Here is a 16,979-nt window from a genome sequence, read left to right on the forward strand (position 1 = left end):
AAAGGAGGCGGACCATCATGATCCTAAATCAAGCTTTTGAACTATCCATGATACTTGACACAGACCACTTTCGGAGGCTTTTCAATGCCAAGACTAGCTACCTGAAGGAGCTTGGCGATGAATATCTCGATCCATCCTTGGCTGAAAAGGGCATCACAATTATCTACCGGGCCAGCAAATACAAAAAGAAAGTCCGAGTTCTTGTCAACGCTGGCATGGTCGTGGATGACCCTTCCGACACCGACAAACTACTCCACAAACTGGGCAAGCGCATCTCTGAATACTTCGATCACAATTACAAGCTGGATGACTTCACACTGTCCGGTGTGACCCTTACTCTTGACATTGCCATTGGTAGCCGTGAGAAAGTTTCGGATTACTTGAAGGTCTTGCAACGGATCGGCAAGGTAAAAGGCTTCTCTCCTGTCAACTACGATTGTTTTGACGAGAAGGCCAGCTTCTGCCTATATGGAAATAGCAACGACATCGACTTTCTTTTATATAATCTGGAAGCTGTTACCGTGGGCCAGCTTCGGAACGCAGACGCAGGTCGGAAGCAGCTACAGTCAGCAAGTATGCAGACCAAGGGTATCCTACGGGCAGAGGTGAAGCTCACCAAGCCCAAGGCTATTCGAGAATACACGGATGTAGCCGATACCTCCGGTCAGGTTTCGGAGTTAATAAAAGCCAGCACGGACGCATTCATGGACACCTTTGCACGGGTGGTTCCCTTTGGGGGCTTTTATAAGAAGGATGCCGCCGTTGAGATCGTCCATAGTGAGGTTACAGACAATATCATGCGAAGGAAGATGCTACGGCTCCTAGCCTTGATACCCGACAAGAAATCTCTGTACCTGGCTCAGAAAGCACTAAATTGTCGGGATGTGGAGAAGGTCATGATAGCCTTTACAAAGATCAACTTATCTCCCGTGACCATTAGCAAGCGGCACGAGGTCAAGCACCTCAACAACCTCTACTCCTATTTTTTATAGGTATCATGAGGGGCTGCACCATGAGTAGCCCCTCGTATGTTTTATTGTTTCTCAGTCAGTGCTTGGTACAGCTTCACAGGCAGCTCGAAAGAAACATACTTCTCAGGCTCGTCCACGCCGTAGACCTTTTGCAGCAAGGCCAGCCAGAAGGCTTGCGTCTCCTGCCTCTCGTCGCCCCGGCCCTTCCAGTCCGCCGCAAACCGGGCGGCGGCGGTGCGTCTCTCTACATCCGTCATCGTGCTGTACCTCCGATGGAATTTTCTTGGAATCAGTATACCACACCTGGCAGGAACAAGCAACCAGTTTGAAGCGGGGACTAGCAACCGGTAACTGGAATAAGATTGTTATAAAAACACGGTGGTATGGGTGGTACGATACCACCATACCACCCACATACGTATGCTTAACCTGGAAACTTATAAGGGACGCTGCCACCAGCGCAGCGTCCCTCATCATCTTATTTTTTTAACCACTCCTGGAACTGGGCAACGTCTAATTCGCCAGCTCTGGCTTTGTCCAACCTCAGCTTTGCCTCGCTGTACCAGCGTACAAAGTCCTCCTTGCTCATTGTCCCTTTCCTTACACGGGCGTGATGCGTCTTGTAAGCCCGATTGTAAATCAAGAGGGCTTCATCAGACGCCATCTTTTTCTGAAAAGACTGCTGGGAACCGATAGCGGAACAGCGCATCCCAGAGCCATCGACTCGATCACAATAGGCAATTCTTCGATTGGCGGCAACGAAGTATTTACCGCAATGCCTACACTTCCGAACCATCACCTTATCCTGGAGCATCGACCATAGTTCCAGGTACAATAGCTGGCGCAGGTTGTTAATCCTGTATTCCTCATAGGGTTTGTTCACTGTAATTTCCCTTGCGTGTTCAATAGCCGAGCAAAAGGTTTCTTCCATGTCAGCGGGGATACCATCACGCCCCACATTCAATTTACCAAGAGCATAGAGCGGGTAAAACTTATCATCCAGCTCACGGCTATGTTCCACCGCTCGGCTGTAATCATGTCCGCTTTGATATAAGGTTGGATGTTTAAGAGAAAGACGCTTGGGCACAGTCATTTCAGACCCGCTACTTGCCACAATGTTGCCGTAGAGCCATATGCGCTGGGGTGTTGTCAACGTCTCTAACCCCGGTGCCGCTATGTCCAAAAGGAAGTAGAGCATATTATAGATCTCACGCTGCGTCCTGATCTCACGGCTAAACCCCGCAGGCATCTCTCTCGGTACACCGTAGATAGCCGTCTCTATCTCATCATCGGGTTGCTCGGCGGTGTAGGCGTTCCCACCAGTCCGTTCAAGGTATTCATTATAAAAGTCGCTTGGGTAAGTATCCCCTAATTTCAGCAAGGGGGCCAGCAGTGCCGTTATTCTTTCCACATACCATGCTTCGGAGAAGTCGGGGATAGTCCCATCTTGGCGGTAGCAGGAATAGAGCAGGAGATCATTAAAGTAGTCGCCGATTGCTCTAATGAAAACCTCCCGGACTTCATGCCTGTAATACGGGTGAGCATCTATTAAAACTCTCTTCATCTGGTCAACAGCGACATCACCGCCTGGGCGATCATGCAGCTTGAAAGTTGCAATATCCATCTGCTGAGAAATGTATTGGTCAAACAGGTCGGGCAGGCATGATAAGTCCTGGACAACGTAATGGAATAGGAGTTCGTGAGAGTTGTCCTCAGAAAATAGAAGATAGTGCCCCTCATCAAAATAACCATACCCGCAATCATCAAATCCAACGTAGGCCACAGTATCCCTCCTAAAAATATATAGGTAACGCCACCGGCTGGTAGAAAGCTAAATAGAGCGTCATTCAAAGTTCCACTTGACAGCCGCTTACGACTGTGATATTATTGTAATAGAAAGTTGAATGATTGTCAATGGCACATTCTTCAACCCAATACGAATTGAGGCACTACTCCGGCAACAACCAAGCCTGCGGGTTTTGTCTAGCAGATATAGCATGTCTGCGGCTCAGAACTACATCACGCCTGGGTTACGAAGTGGAGGTGACGGAGCAATTCTGAATTGGTTGTAGATGATCTCGATATTTCAAAAAGGAGGGAATTGTCATGGCAACTATACTGGATAAGTACGAAAACAATACGAATGAGATAGCTGTGCCTGTCGGTGAGTCCGCTGGCAAAGCTGAACAGCGGTGCGCCCTTAGCCGGAAGGAGCGGAAGATTTTCAAAGCTCTGGCAAAGGCTTTGCGTAAGCACAACAAGTTGATGAAGCAGGAGGCCGAGAGGCGGAGAGCGGAGGAAGAGGCCGCCGCAAAGGCTGCTGCCGAGAAGGCCGCCAAGCGCAAGAACGGCGCTGGGGGCTTCTTAGGCGGGTTTACGAAGGTGATCTGCAAGGTTCTCCCGCAGATCGTGACTGCCACTGTCACGGCAGTGTTGGGCTTCTTCTTCCATCGCAAACCTTCCAAGAGAGCCCTGCGAGCTGCTTTATGAACCAGACGATGCAGCCTCGGCGTCCCGAGTGGGTTTTCTTTAATGAATCTGGAGTACCCATCTCCACCTTCATCCCCTCGGCAGTCGGCGTAGTCAGGGTAGTCGGTTCCACTGATGAACGGGAGGCTGTTAGGGTACGACTACGGTTTAAGAATGGCAGCGATACAGAAACCACTGTCCCACTATCAGACCTTAACCGTGTGGATTGGTTCAAGATAGACCATCGCTGCCTGACGAACTCGGAGTACCGTCGGGCCAGAAGGTACATTGCCGATACTATCCGCGCCGGGGTCAGCAACGTCCCTGTGGAGAGGCGGTACGTCCTTGACCGGACCGGGATTTACCATATTGGCGATTCAATTATCTTTGTTGCGGGGAACCGGGTCATCACCCAGTCCTCCGCACCGAGAACTGATCCAGACTTTGAACTGGGACAGCTCCCGCTCCGCCTGGATATTGACGAGAATATCGACATCAGTACGGCTATTGACCGCATGATGCGGCTCATCAGTCTCAGCCCTGAGATCGGACCAGTCCTTGCGGCACACACAATATCTGGAATTATCAGGGCAGCTTTCAAAAAGGCTGGCATGACCCCCTGTGCGGTGTTGGTCATTGTCGGAAAATCCGGGATGCTGAAATCGAACTATGTTCCCCATTTAGTTCAGCTTTACAATCGAGCCGATGGAATCGGCCCTACTACCCGGTTCAACTCGACAAAGAGGTTTATTGAGGATGCTCTGTATGAGTACAGTGAGTGTACGGCGGTCCTTGATGACCTGCATACAGCAGAATCCAGAGGTATCAAACGGCAGAATGAGGATACCGCTGAGGAAATTATCCGGCGTATCGCGGATGATACAGGTCGTGGTCGTACGGACGGCAAGTCTCTGGTGCAACGGAGCTTCCGAGGCAATGCAGTGTTTATCGGCGAGTACAGTATTGGAAAGGCGTCCACGATCCCCCGTGCTTTGATTGCCAACATTACGAAACCTCCCAATGGCGCTATCCTTGACGAATACCAGCGCAGTCAACCGCTTCTGGTATCGACCTTTTACCATCATTTCATCCAGTGGTATGTTGACCACTTTGATGAAATTCGGGATGCCATTGACGCACGGCTCACTCAGCTACGCAGGGCAACGGCTTCCTCCACTACTCACGGTAGGCTGCGGGATACCCAGTTCTACCTCGAAACCTCCTACATGGTGTTGCTGGAGTTTTGCAAGGATTCTGGGTTCTGCTCTGAAGAAGATGCCAGGGATACATACTGTAGTTTCAGCACCCAGCTTCACAAGCTAGTCCAAGCACAGGAAGCCCGATTCAGGGAGAGTGTAGAGGTAAAAGCGATTGACTATCTTGCTCTCATTCGGGATCTTTATAAGAAAGGCTACTTCCGAGTAGCAAAGGATGTACAGGATTTCAAGCCTGAAAAGCATGATGGTTTAATTTACTATGGCTGCCTTTGCCTAAGAGGTAAGTGCCTGGAACAGAAGCTCAAAAGCATCCAATCAAATTTGAGCCTTGACGCTTGTGTGTCAGTCTTACTTAGTAGGGATGCACTCAAACTGGTCGAGAGCAAGAACACCGTGCAGATCAACGGCACTGGTGGCAAACGGTTCTACGCTATCAAACTCAGCAAGCTACGATAAGAGCGCAATTTAGGGGACGGTGTTTCCACCCCCTGAAAAATGAACTTCGCGCAGGCTGCGTAAATCGACAGCCGAAGCCATCCTGCGGCCCTCTGGACTGTGGGTGGTCCTCTCCCTGCGAGGTGAGGAAAATGCACAGAGAAGTACGGGTTCCCTTTGTAATGCGATGCCGCCGTATCTCTTCTGCCTTTGACTACATATTCTCTTGATAGCACACAGGAAGTACGGTTTCGATGTACTACTTCCGGCTCTGCTCTCATAGGATTGGACGAGGCATCAAGGAGGAGGTGGCAATGCCGCAATGAAGCAGCGCAAGCTCAACTACCGGTTCCACGATCCCAACCCAGCGGCAGTGACCGCCGACTACATACTAAAAATTTTAATTGAGGCCAACGCGGGAAAGGTGGAGGCGGCAATACAAAATGCCGCCGATACCACCCTCGCTGCCGATGAGGGACCGGATCGCTGCCAGGGACACTCCGCATGATGCGGGGTGTCCCCTTTTTTGCCCTACACCTCATAGTATTCCAGTATATCCGCATACTCCACCAGCGTCACATTGCCTAACTCAGTTGCCCTTTCCATACAGCCCTTGGTAAAGCCGGACTTAGAGAACAGAAAGCAGTACACCTTACTGTGTTGGAACAGATGGCTGCGGTGAACCAGTGTTTCCAATACCCCCAGGTCAACTCGTTCATTTGTCCACTTGCACTCGCCAAAGAGGGCGGTGGTCTTGTCCTGTTCCCCCAGTATGTCGATCTCCGCCTGTGTCTTTTCAATGGGGTCATTGCCCCACCAGCGACCCAGGGAAGCAAACTCCACCGGGGAGCGCCCATCCAGCAGCAGCTTCCAAAGATACTGTTTACATATCTCTTCAAACACCTTGCCCATGTAGTGGTCGAGCTGCGGCGCGATGCGCTGGTACACCAGGTCAGCGGCTCCACGGGCAATCAAGGAATTGTTCTCCAGCACAAAGCGATGCCAGAAGCGGAACATATTATCCTCGATGGAGTACAGGGACTTACGGGAAGCCTTCTCCCCATAGGGAGTCTCCTTCTGCACGATCCCCAGGCTGATGAGATTCTTGATGTAGCTGGCGCAGACGTTGGTATCCTCGCCGACCTTGCTTGAAATCTCCGACATCCGAGAAGCCCCTGCTGCAATGGCGGTAATGATTGCCGTGTAAATGGCTGGTTCCCGCACCTCCTGCTTCAGAAGGTTCACCGGCTCCTCATAGAGAAAGGAAATGGGATTGAGGAAGGTGTTCTTGATGTTTTCCTCAATACTCAGACGGTCGTTGATTTGCAGCAGGTATTGTGGTGTCCCTCCGACGATCCCGTAGGCCAACGCCTTGTCCTCGCCTTTGAAGTGGTTGAAATAGCGGCAGGTTTCCTCGAAGTCGAAGGGCAGCAGTTTCATCTGTGCCGTGCGCCTGCCGTAGAGCGGGGCCTTATATGCCAACACCTGATCCTCCATATAGGACATGGACGAGCCGCAGAGAATCAACATCAGCTTGGAGGTATCCTTATTTTTGTCGATCAGGAGCTGCAAGGTGGAAGCAAGGCTTTTGGAGGACCGTGCCACATAGGGGTACTCATCCAGCACGAGGATCACCCGTTCCTTCTCCGCCATCTTAAAAACACATTCCAGCGCCGCCTGGAAGGACACGAAGGAAGTCTCCGCCGCAATGCCGCTGGCGTACTCCAGGATGCTCTTGCTGAGGTTCTCCAGGTTCTGCTTGGCATTGCTCTCCACGCCCATGAAATAGATAGCTTTCTTACCCTGGATAAACTGGGTCAGAAGGGCTGTCTTTCCCACGCGGCGGCGGCCATACACAACTGCAAACTCAAACTTGCCTGATGCGTATAGTTGCTCCAGCGATTTCAACTCCCGCTCTCTTCCGATAAACATAGCCACACCCCCATTCTTCTCATTTAGTATACCACATCAGCCACAAGTTAGTCAATCATGATCTACTAAAGGTAGTTCCACTAAATTTCGGCATTGATTCTCTAGCGAAGGTGTGCTATCATACAGATATAGTAGAACGTCTTGATTTTAATGGAGAGGTTTACCTATGAACATTGCCGCTTACTGCCGTGTCTCCACGGAGAAAGAAGACCAGCTCAACAGTCTGGAGGCACAGAAGGAGTTCTTCTCTGAGTACACTCAGCGTACCGGAGACACCCTCATCCGCCTGTACGCTGACGAGGGCCTGTCCGGCACGAAGATCAAGAACCGTAAGGAGTTCCTGCGCATGATGGCGGACGCCGAGCACCACTTGTTCGACATGGTGGTAGTCAAGGACATCTCCCGCTTTGCCCGGAACACGGTTGACCTGCTGCAAAATGTCCGCAGGCTGAAGGCCCTGGGCATCGAGACCCAGTTCCTCACCGCCAACATGACCAGCATGGGCAACAGCGAGTTTGTTTTAACCATCTTCGGTGCGCTGGCTCAGGAGGAGAGTGCCAACACCTCCAAGCGGGTGAAGTTCGGCAAGAAGCTGAACGCCGAGAAGGGGCGTGTCCCAAACATCGTCTACGGCTACGACAAGACCATCGGCGACTACTTCAACCTGACCATCAACCAGGAGGAGGCTGCTGTCATCCGGCAGATCTATCACTGGTACACCCAGGAGGGCTACGGCTCCGCCAAGATTGCCAATATGCTCAACGAGCGTGGCCTGAAGACCAAACGCAACTGCCAGTGGAGCCAGAACGCTGTGGGGCATATCCTCCGAAACGAGCTGTATACCGGGAAGATCATCAATGGCAAGCAGGAGGTCACGGACTTCCTCACCGGACAGCGGGCGGACAGGGACGAAACTGACTGGATCGTGGTGGACAAGCCCGAGCTGCGCATCATTGACGATGAAACCTTCCAACAAGCACAGGAAGTCCTGCACTCCCGGCACAGTGCTTTCAAGATCACTCGGGAGCGGCAGAGCAATAAGCACCTGTTCTCTACCCTCATCAAGTGTAAGGAGTGCGGCTGGTCTTTCCGGCGTACCGTCCGCACCTATAAAAACACCTATGTACGCTGGGTCTGCTCCGGTCACAACGGACGGGGAGCCGACAGCTGCCCCAACGCCGTGACGGTGGATGAGGAGGAACTGATCGAGGTCTTGCAGGAATACTTCGCCGGACTGCTGAAAGCAAAGAAGTCCGTCATCAGCTATGTGGTGAACCAGTTTCAGAAGGTCTACAAGGCCAAGGACGAGAATCTGGACTACGAGAGAGAATTGACCGCCCAGCTTGCCAAGCTGCAAAAGACCCGGCAGAAGTACATGGATATGTACGCCGATGACCTGATCTCCCGTGACGAGCTGAACGCCAAGATCGGCGGGATGCGCAAGGAGATTGAGCGGCTGGAGAACGAATTGAAGATGATCTCCTACAACCTGACCAAAGGGGAGCAGTTGGAGAGCGTCCTGACCAGCACCTTCAAGGAGATCGAGGACATCACCGACGTACATCAGATGACCAACACCCAGCTCAAGCGTATTATACAGAAGATCGAGGTAGATAAAGAGGGGAATGTTGACATCTACCTGCGCCTTTTGGGCGATTTAGGGCTGGACAGTACCGTTCTAATTAGCGATAACCTTACACAAGGATGTAACTGATCGTTTAAAGAAAATCAACCCCACGATCTATGCGCAGGTCAAGCAGGTACTTGATCTAAACAAGTCTGAACGGCACATCCGGGGCGGGATTGCCACGCGGGAAAAGTATGCACGAATCAAAAGCTACGGATGAGGATTTGTTTTTCGTCTGGATGTGAAACAGGCGTTCATGCCCTGTAGAGTAGAAAAGTCCGCCTCTCCGGAATACGGAAAGGCGGACCTTTTTATTATGGGGTAAAAAGCATCTGTTCGATATATCTTTCGTTGAAAAATGGGTCGGATGCCAATTCGATCGTACGGGCATCCTGTGCAATCCGTTCGGCCTCGTGCAGAGCAGGTTCCGACTGTGCGCAGAGACAGGCGCCCATTCCTGCCGCATTGCCCATCGAAACCACTGGCGCGCTGATACGAGGCAGCAGCCCAATCCGCATGGCGGCAGCAGGGTCGATATAACTGCCGAACCCACCCGCCAGACTGACTCCTGCCAGCCGGTCACAGGAGACCCCTGCGTGATGCAACAGAGTGTCCGCCCCCGCAGCGATCGCAGCCTTTGCGAGCTGGAGCTGCCGGATGTCCTGTTGGGTCAGCACCACCCCATTCTGCAGGGGAAATTCCTCCCCATATCGTTCGTCCAGCAGGCCGGTTTCATCGAGCAGGCCCGCTTCCAGCAGTGCCGCGACCGCGTGAATCGCGCCAGTGCCGCAGATTCCCAATGCGGGGCCGCCACCGATCACCCGGCAATCCGGGATGCCTTCCCGGATTGCAACCCGGTCGATTGCACCTGGCCCGGCGGTACGGCCACACCGAAGCCCTGCCCCCTCGAACGCGGGACCCGCGGCGGTCGAGCAGCAGAACAGGCCGTCCGGGGTCATCAGCGCCATCTCACCATTGGTGCCGACGTCGATCAACAGCTCCCACTGGCGCAACGGAGAGGAAAGCAGTGCGCAGGTCAAGTCCCCGCCCAGATAAGCGCTGATGCAGGGCGCCAGATAAACCTGTACCGCAGGCGAAAGGGACGGGAACCATCCCCGGGCGCTGTAGAGCACGCCGAACAGGCTCTGTGGGATATAGGGAGCGGCGGCGATACCCGATGGATCCAACCCTGCCGCCAGATGGAGCATGGTTGTGTTTCCGGTGAGCACCACGCCCCGCACAGCCTGTTTTGGAACGCCGGCTGTTTCAAGCAGGGAGATAAACAGCCTGTCCAACTGCCGCAGGATCGCTTCCCGCAGTGGGACAACCCCTTTTTGAGAAACGGAGGCGATCCGGGAGATTACATCCGCGCCATAGGGGGCCTGCGCATTCAGCTCACTGGTGGATGGACAGGCCCCGCTAAACGGCTCGGAGAGGCTGACCAGATAAACGGCAACCGTTGTAGTGCCGATGTCGGCGGCGAGCGCATATCCCTCCGCTCCAAACAGGGAGCTGCCCTCCCAACTGTTGACCTGTCCGGCAGTCTGTATCTGCGCAGACACCGCTTCCCCAACCTCAATCGTGCAATCCCCCACCGCTTCGGCCGCACAGGCGAGCCGCCAGTTTTCGAGCTGTTCCCCAATGGTCAGCAGCCGGCGTTCTTCTTGGGAGAGCGGGGAGAGTGCGCCGTATGCGCGGACCTTGCATTTTCCGCAGGTATGCGCACCCCCGCAGGGTTTCGCCAGCGGAACCTCTGCCTGCTCAAGCAGAGCGGAAAGCAGGGTGGGCGCATCCAACGGGAGTATCCGCCTTATGCCGGCATACCGGATAACGACAGCTGCCATCTCACTCCCCCTCCATTTTTCGAATCGGAATCCACAGTTCAAACAGCCAGCGTGCAGCATAGGCGCAGCCGGTCCCAAGCAGCGCTCCCGCGAGCAGGTCGGTGGGATAGTGCACCGACAGGTAAAGTCGCGAAAACAGGATCAGCAAAGCGGCTGCCAGCGCCACCCGGCCCCACCGCTTAGGGTCCATCATCCAGACCACCATTGCCCCTGCAAACGAAACCGCGGCATGGCCCGAGGGGAACGAGTAAGAGGGCTCCGGCGGGATCAGAAGCTGGAGGTTGGGCAGGCGGGTATAAGGGCGGGCGCGCTGGAACAGGTTTTTCAGCGTCCCCTCCCCAAAGATCAACATGAGCAGCAGGGAAAGCGCCATCACGCCGCCCCATTTGCGGGTGGGCTTATAACAGAGCAGGAGCAGGCAGACCGCCACCCAGAGATAGCCGTTATCCCCCAGGTGGGTAATCCAGACCATGATGCGGTCCAGAACCGGATGATGCAGGTTCTGCGCAACCCACTCGACGATCTTTAACTCCATGGCAATACCTCCCGATTTAAAATGTATCTGTTATGAAAGTGGTTTGACTATACCATATTTCCAGGAAAAAAGATAGGGCCGGGCTGGAAAATCTTTCGCCGGAGCCTATTTTGTGCTATACTGTAAACAAGAATCGAGGCATTTGAACAGGATCAAATGGTTTTTGCGCAATCTGTTTTCATCTATATCTTTCAGGAGGGTTTTTTATGTCGATTACCAGACAGGAAATGCGCCGGCTGCAAAATGGCAGTGACGTGCGGGGAGTTGCGGTGGAAGGGATAGAGGGACAGCCCGTCACCCTGACCGGCGAGGCCGCAAACCGGATTGCCCAGGCGTTCGCACGCTGGCTTTCCGCCAAAACCAGAAAGCCGGCGGAAGATCTGCGGATCAGCGTGGGGCACGATTCCCGCATCTCCGCGCCCGCACTCAAGGCGGAGGTGCTGGGCGGCCTGCGGGCGCAGAAGGCTGCCGCGCTTGACTGCGGGCTGGCATCCACCCCCTCAATGTTTATGTCGGTCCTCTTCCCCGAGACCGCTTGTGACGGGGCGATTATGATTACCGCCAGCCATCTCCCGTTCAACCGCAACGGCCTGAAATTTTTCGATGCAGACGGAGGGCTGGAGCACGCTGATATCACCGCCCTGCTCGAGGATGCCGGAGGGCTGGACGCCGCAGAGGCATCGCTGGAAGGGATCGAACCGGTCGACCTGCTCTCCCTCTATGCCGCAAGCCTGCGCAAAAAAATCTGCGACGGGGTCAAGGCGGAGGATTATGCGCATCCGCTGGCAGGGCTGAAAATCGCGGTTGACGCGGGCAACGGGGCGGGCGGCTTTTTTGTCGAGCAGGTGCTGAAACCGCTCGGGGCGGACACCTCCGGCAGCCGCTATCTGGACCCGGACGGGACGTTCCCCAATCACATCCCCAACCCGGAGGACAAGCAGGCGATGGAGGCGGTGCGGCAGGCAACGCTCGAGAGCCACGCCGACCTCGGGATCATCTTTGATACCGATGTTGACCGGATGTCCGCGGTCCTGCACGACGGTTCGGAGGTCAACCGGGATGCGATCATCGCCATGATGGCAGCGATCCTCGCGGACGAATACCCAGGCGGAACGGTCGTCACCGATTCGGTCACCTCCGACCGGCTGACCCGCTTCCTGGAGGAGGACCTCGGGATGAAACACCACCGGTTCAAACGCGGCTATAAAAATGTCATCAACGAGTCCCGGCGGCTGAACGCCGAGGGGATTCTCTCGCCGCTCGCAATCGAGACCTCTGGACATGGCGCGCTCTCGGAAAACTACTTCCTGGATGATGGGGCCTATCTCGCGGTCAAGCTGTTAATCGCCGCCGCAAACGCCCGCAGGCAGGGCAAGCAGGTCGATTCGCTCATCGCCGGCCTGCCGCCCCTCTTCGAAGCGCGGGAGTACCGGATGAAGATCGCCGGGGAGGGGTTCCAGCGCTATGGACAGGAGGTGCTGGAGGCATTTGAAGCCCGCGCACAGGAGCGGGGGTTCCAGATCGCTCCCAACTCTTATGAGGGGGTGCGCCTCTCGTTCGACAGCGAGGCAGTGCAGGGCTGGATGCTGCTGCGGATGTCGCTGCATGACCCGCTGATGCCGCTCAACCTTGAGGGGCGCCGCGAGGGGGACTGTGCCCGTCTGACAGGGATCGCCAAAGAGCTGCTCGCCGGGTTTGACCGGCTCGACCTCTCCCCGCTCGGCTGATTCCGCTACAGACAGCCTGTCCTTCCGCAAAAAGCGGGGAGATTTTCCCGCTTTTTGCTTGACCCGGTTCCCGCAACGGGGTATAATAATGCACATGACTTTCCGTTACTGAGAGATTGAGAGGATGACGCTAATGAAGCATAGTGATAAAACGATGGAAAAGGTGGTAAACCTTTGCAAGAGCCGCGGTTTTGTCTATCCCGGCTCCGAGATTTACGGCGGCCTTTCCAATTCATGGGATTACGGCCCGCTCGGTGTTGAGTTCAAAAACAATGTCAAACGCGCCTGGTGGAAAAAGTTTGTACAGGAGTCCCCCTACAACGTCGGGCTGGATTCGGCCATCCTGATGAATCCGCAGGTGTGGGTGGCATCGGGGCATGTGGGCGGCTTCTCCGACCCGCTGATGGACTGCAAGGACTGCAAGACCCGCCATCGTGCGGACAAGCTGATCGAAGATGTGACCGGTGAAGCTGCGGACGGCTGGACCAACGAACAGATGATGTCCTATATCCAGGAGCATCACATCAAATGTCCTGACTGCGGCGGGGAAAATTTCACCGACATCCGTAAATTCAACCTGATGTTCAAAACCTTCCAGGGGGTGACCGAGGACGCAAAAAGCGAACTTTATCTGCGCCCGGAAACCGCGCAGGGCATCTTTGTCAACTTCCAGAACGTCCAGCGCACCACCCGCAAAAAACTGCCGTTCGGCGTTGGGCAGATCGGCAAATCCTTCCGCAATGAGATCACCCCTGGAAACTTCATCTTCCGGATCCGCGAGTTCGAGCAGATGGAGCTGGAATTCTTCTGCAAGCCTGACACTGACCTGGAGTGGTTCCAGTACTGGCGCGGCTTCTGCGAAAACTGGCTGCTCTCGCTCGGCATGGCCAAAGAGAACCTGCGCCTGCGCGACCATGCCCAGGAGGAGCTGTCGTTCTATTCCAAGGCAACCACCGACATCGAATACCTCTTCCCGTTTGGCTGGGGCGAACTGTGGGGGATTGCCGACCGCACCAATTACGACCTGGGCCGTCACTCGGAGGAATCCGGAAAAGCCCTCGACTACTTCGACCAGGAGACCAACGAACGGTATGTCCCCTATGTGGTGGAACCGTCGCTCGGCGCCGACCGTGTCGCGCTGGCCTTCCTTTGTGACGCTTATGACGAAGAGGTTGTCAGCACCGACGACAAGGGCAAGGAGGACATCCGGGTCGTCATGCGTCTGCATCCTGCACTCGCCCCGTTCAAGGCCTGTGTGCTGCCCCTCTCCAAAAAGCTGAACGAGGGCGCGGGCAAAATTTATGAAACCCTCTCCAAAGAGTTTATGGTCGATTATGACGACGCAGGCTCGATCGGAAAACGGTACCGCCGTCAGGACGAGATCGGTACCCCGCTCTGCATCACCTATGACTTTGATTCCGAGACGGATGGCTGTGTGACTGTCCGCGACCGTGACACGATGGCGCAGGAGCGCATCAAGGTCGAAGCGCTTGCAGAGTATGTCAGGGCAAAAATTCAGTTTTAAATGATTCCCGGCGGGGTGAAAAAATCGCCCCGCCGGTTTGACACCGGCGCTAGATTCTGATATACTATTATCATATGGAAAATCCGGGGTGTAGCGCAGTTGGTAGCGCGCCTGCTTTGGGAGCAGGATGCCGTGGGTTCGAATCCCGCCACTCCGACCAAATCCAACACCATCTATTGGCAGCTCATGCGAGTTCGGTAGATGGTGTTTGGTTTAGGCCCCATAATGATGCTACAGATGGAAAAAATCCAGCGAAGCGCCGGATCATTCCGCTCCATCTAAGAAAACAAAGCGGCTGTATCGGAATGACAGAACCGACAGGAGACGTTGTATATGTGTATAGGGATTGTTGCAGCAACGAAAGCGGAGATAGCCCCATTCACTGCCGCCATGCGCAATATCGAAACGGAAGAATATTCCATGCTGAAATTCCACAAGGGGAACTATGCTGGCATCGACGTAATTGCCTTATTCTGCGGCGTTTGCAGGGTGAACGCCGCGATTGCTGCACAAATATTGATTGACCGGTATCAGGTGGAACAGATCATCGTTATTGGCGTTGCGGGCGCAATCAACCCGGATTTACAGATTGGGGATACCGTTATTTCTTCGCAGGTCGCTTATCATGATGTTGCCGATGAAATCTTAACGCAATATCACCCGTGGATGGAAAGCATTTATTTTACAGCCGACCCAAGCCTGGTGCATGGCATAAGCCTGGCGAATGCCGATGATCCCTCCGTGATGACCGGCAGGATCGTAACAGGAGAATCTTTTATCGACCAGGAGGGGCGCGAAGAAATCATTGAAAGATATGATCCGCTGTGTGTCGATATGGAAACCGCTGGCGTCGCCCATGTCTGTTATGCCAACACGGTCCCCTTTGCCGCCATTCGTTCCATGAGCGATACCCCCCACGAGAGCGGAAGCGGCGCGTTTGAAAAATACTGCAAAACGGCAGCGGAGAAATCGGTGCGAGTGCTGATCCGCTACCTGGATACCGCCTACCGGTAGCGTGGACCACCTTTGCTGTTTTTTCACCTTACGGCAGCACGATCTGAGGTATTGAATAAATCCAAAAAATTTGGTAAAGTGTATTGGATAGCTTGATAGCACCGATACACTTTTTCAATTGATACAGACAATCAAAAAAGGAGGAGAAGGATGGTTTTCAGCAGCCTGCTGTTTCTTTTCCGGTTTTTGCCGGCAGCATTTCTCGCTTACTATCTGACGCCAAAAAAATGCAAAAATCTGACCCTTCTGATCGTAAGCCTGATTTTTTATTCGTGGGGGGAAGTCCGATACTTCCCAATCATGCTTTCGATTATTCTGGTCAACTATCTCGCCGGGCTTGGGATCGGCCGATGGAGGGGTCACCGGGAGCTCTGCCGGGGGATTCTCGCAGTTTCTGTGGTGTTCAGCGTGGGATTCCTCGCATTTTTCAAATACAGCAATTTCCTGCTGATGAATCTCAATGCGCTATTTGGAACCTCCTTCCCGATGCTTGAGGTCACAAAAAACCTGCCTCTCGGGATCAGCTTTTACACCTTCCAGATTATGACCTATACCATCGACGTCTATTTCCACAAGATCGAGGTAGAGCGCAATATCATTGACTTTGGGACGTTTGTTGTCCTCTTCCCGCAGCTGATTGCCGGCCCAATCGTGAAATATTCGGATATCAACCGCGAACTGAAAGACCGCCAGATCACGCTTGATGCGATACAGGACGGAATCGCGCTGTTTATCTTCGGGCTGGGGAGCAAGGTACTGCTTGCAAACAACATTGGCGCGCTCTGGACCGAGGTGGAATCCGCGGGATTCACGAACCTTTCGACCGCCGGGGCCTGGCTCGCTCTTTCTGCCTATGCCCTGCAAATCTACTTTGACTTTTCCGGTTACTCGCTCATGGCGATCGGGATGGGACGGGCGCTCGGGTTTCATTTCCCGCAGAACTTCAACTATCCTTACGTCTCCCGCAGCCTGACTGAATTCTGGCGCAGATGGCACATGACCCTTGGCGGCTGGTTCCGGGAATACCTCTATTTCCCACTGGGCGGCAATCGGGTCAGCAGATGGAAACAGTACCGCAACCTGTTCCTGATCTGGTTCGCAACCGGCCTGTGGCATGGTGCGGCCTGGAATTTTGTGCTCTGGGGGCTGTACTTTTTTGTGATGCTGAGTTTTGAACGGTTGTTCCTGCAGCGCTTTCTGGACCGTTACCGGCTGTTCTCGCATCTCTATGTCTTAATCGGGCTGCAGATCAGCTGGGTCCTGTTCGCGATTACCGATATGAAAAAAACCGGGACGTTTTTCTCGTTGCTTTTTCTGCCGCACAGCGGGAACGACTGGATGTATTATCTGCGAAACTACGGGATCATCATGGCAGTTGGGGTCGTGTTCTCGCTGCCGGTGCTCAATCTGCTCCGCGACCGTTTGCCAAAGCTCTGCAAATGGCTGGCAGTCCCGTTCCTCGGGCTGATTTTGCTGTTGTCGGTCGCATATCTCGTGGATTCCACCTACAATCCATTCCTGTATTTCCGTTTTTAAGGAGGGATAAAAGATGCAAAAAATCAAGCGGTGTCTGCCTCTGATCGCGATTTTATCGCTGTCAGCGGCATACTTTGTGTATTACACCTGCAATCCATTCCTGTATTTCCGTTTTTAAAGGGGGGATAAAGATGCAAAAAATCAAAC

At 53.9% G+C, this 16,979-nt stretch carries 15 protein-coding genes and 1 tRNA gene; 11 read left to right on the plus strand and 5 right to left on the minus strand.

All coding sequences use genetic code 11. The features are described 5' to 3' along the window. Positions 1–17: 17 nt before the first annotated feature. The gene (locus C814_RS18845; RefSeq protein ID WP_016317024.1) at positions 18–992 is read left to right on the plus strand and encodes a hypothetical protein; all 975 of its coding nucleotides are present in this window, start codon (positions 18–20) and stop codon (positions 990–992) included. A 41-nt stretch (positions 993–1,033) separates the two neighbouring features. Here C814_RS18845 and C814_RS0105475 read toward each other — a convergent pair whose 3' ends face one another. Both C814_RS0105475 and C814_RS18850 read right to left on the minus strand, forming a co-directional pair. Next, on the minus strand, positions 1,034–1,228 hold the full coding sequence (locus tag C814_RS0105475) for a type IIL restriction-modification enzyme MmeI (protein ID WP_016317025.1): 195 nt from the start codon (positions 1,226–1,228) through the stop codon (positions 1,034–1,036). Positions 1,229–1,449: 221 nt separating this feature from the next. Then, on the minus strand, positions 1,450–2,754 hold the full coding sequence (locus C814_RS18850) for a DUF6076 domain-containing protein (protein WP_016317026.1): 1,305 nt from the start codon (positions 2,752–2,754) through the stop codon (positions 1,450–1,452). Between the two features lie 323 nt (positions 2,755–3,077). Between C814_RS18850 and C814_RS18855 the strand changes: the two genes are divergently transcribed. From C814_RS18855 to C814_RS18865, 3 genes are all read left to right on the plus strand, one after another. Continuing rightward, entirely contained in the window at positions 3,078–3,461 is a 384-nt protein-coding gene (locus C814_RS18855; RefSeq protein ID WP_016317027.1) for a hypothetical protein, read from the plus strand. Positions 3,462–3,469: 8 nt separating this feature from the next. Next, entirely contained in the window at positions 3,470–5,113 is a 1,644-nt protein-coding gene (locus C814_RS18860; protein ID WP_196809946.1) for a hypothetical protein, read from the plus strand. A gap of 301 nt (positions 5,114–5,414) precedes the next feature. Beyond that, positions 5,415–5,600: a hypothetical protein gene (locus C814_RS18865; RefSeq protein WP_016317029.1), complete on the plus strand. Its 186-nt coding sequence runs from the start codon at positions 5,415–5,417 to the stop codon at positions 5,598–5,600. 23 nt (positions 5,601–5,623) lie between these two features. On the opposite strand, the gene C814_RS18870 is transcribed toward C814_RS18865, so the two are convergent. After that, entirely contained in the window at positions 5,624–7,024 is a 1,401-nt protein-coding gene (locus tag C814_RS18870) for an ATP-binding protein (RefSeq protein ID WP_016317030.1), read from the minus strand. Positions 7,025–7,190: 166 nt separating this feature from the next. Between C814_RS18870 and C814_RS18875 the strand changes: the two genes are divergently transcribed. Further along, positions 7,191–8,738, plus strand: coding sequence for a recombinase family protein (locus C814_RS18875; RefSeq protein ID WP_016317031.1), 1,548 nt, complete (start codon positions 7,191–7,193; stop codon positions 8,736–8,738). 25 nt (positions 8,739–8,763) lie between these two features. Then, a complete protein-coding gene (locus C814_RS23175) occupies positions 8,764–8,871 on the plus strand; it encodes a sporulation transcriptional regulator SpoIIID (protein ID WP_369750571.1) in 108 nt (35 codons plus the stop codon). Between the two features lie 94 nt (positions 8,872–8,965). On the opposite strand, the gene C814_RS18880 is transcribed toward C814_RS23175, so the two are convergent. Then, complete coding sequence (locus C814_RS18880; protein ID WP_016317032.1) at positions 8,966–10,495, minus strand: ASKHA domain-containing protein; 1,530 nt, start codon at positions 10,493–10,495, stop codon at positions 8,966–8,968. A 1-nt stretch (position 10,496) separates the two neighbouring features. After that, entirely contained in the window at positions 10,497–11,030 is a 534-nt protein-coding gene (locus C814_RS18885; protein ID WP_016317033.1) for a phosphatase PAP2 family protein, read from the minus strand. Positions 11,031–11,236: 206 nt separating this feature from the next. On the opposite strand from C814_RS18885, the gene C814_RS18890 reads away from it, so the two are divergent. From C814_RS18890 to C814_RS18910, 5 genes are all read left to right on the plus strand, one after another. Then, on the plus strand, positions 11,237–12,757 hold the full coding sequence (locus C814_RS18890) for a phosphohexomutase domain-containing protein (RefSeq protein ID WP_016317034.1): 1,521 nt from the start codon (positions 11,237–11,239) through the stop codon (positions 12,755–12,757). Positions 12,758–12,890: 133 nt separating this feature from the next. Then, positions 12,891–14,282 (plus strand): glycine--tRNA ligase, encoded by a 1,392-nt coding sequence (locus C814_RS18895; RefSeq protein ID WP_016317035.1) that lies wholly within the window; start codon positions 12,891–12,893, stop codon positions 14,280–14,282. An 84-nt stretch (positions 14,283–14,366) separates the two neighbouring features. Further along, positions 14,367–14,442 (plus strand) — tRNA-Pro (locus C814_RS18900). A 173-nt stretch (positions 14,443–14,615) separates the two neighbouring features. Then, the gene (locus C814_RS18905) at positions 14,616–15,296 is read left to right on the plus strand and encodes a 5'-methylthioadenosine/adenosylhomocysteine nucleosidase (RefSeq protein ID WP_016317036.1); all 681 of its coding nucleotides are present in this window, start codon (positions 14,616–14,618) and stop codon (positions 15,294–15,296) included. A gap of 150 nt (positions 15,297–15,446) precedes the next feature. Then, the gene (locus C814_RS18910; RefSeq protein ID WP_016317037.1) at positions 15,447–16,832 is read left to right on the plus strand and encodes an MBOAT family O-acyltransferase; all 1,386 of its coding nucleotides are present in this window, start codon (positions 15,447–15,449) and stop codon (positions 16,830–16,832) included. Positions 16,833–16,979 lie beyond the last annotated feature (147 nt).

It is taken from the genome of Anaerotruncus sp. G3(2012) (assembly GCF_000403395.2).
Lineage (GTDB): Bacteria > Bacillota > Clostridia > Oscillospirales > Ruminococcaceae > Anaerotruncus.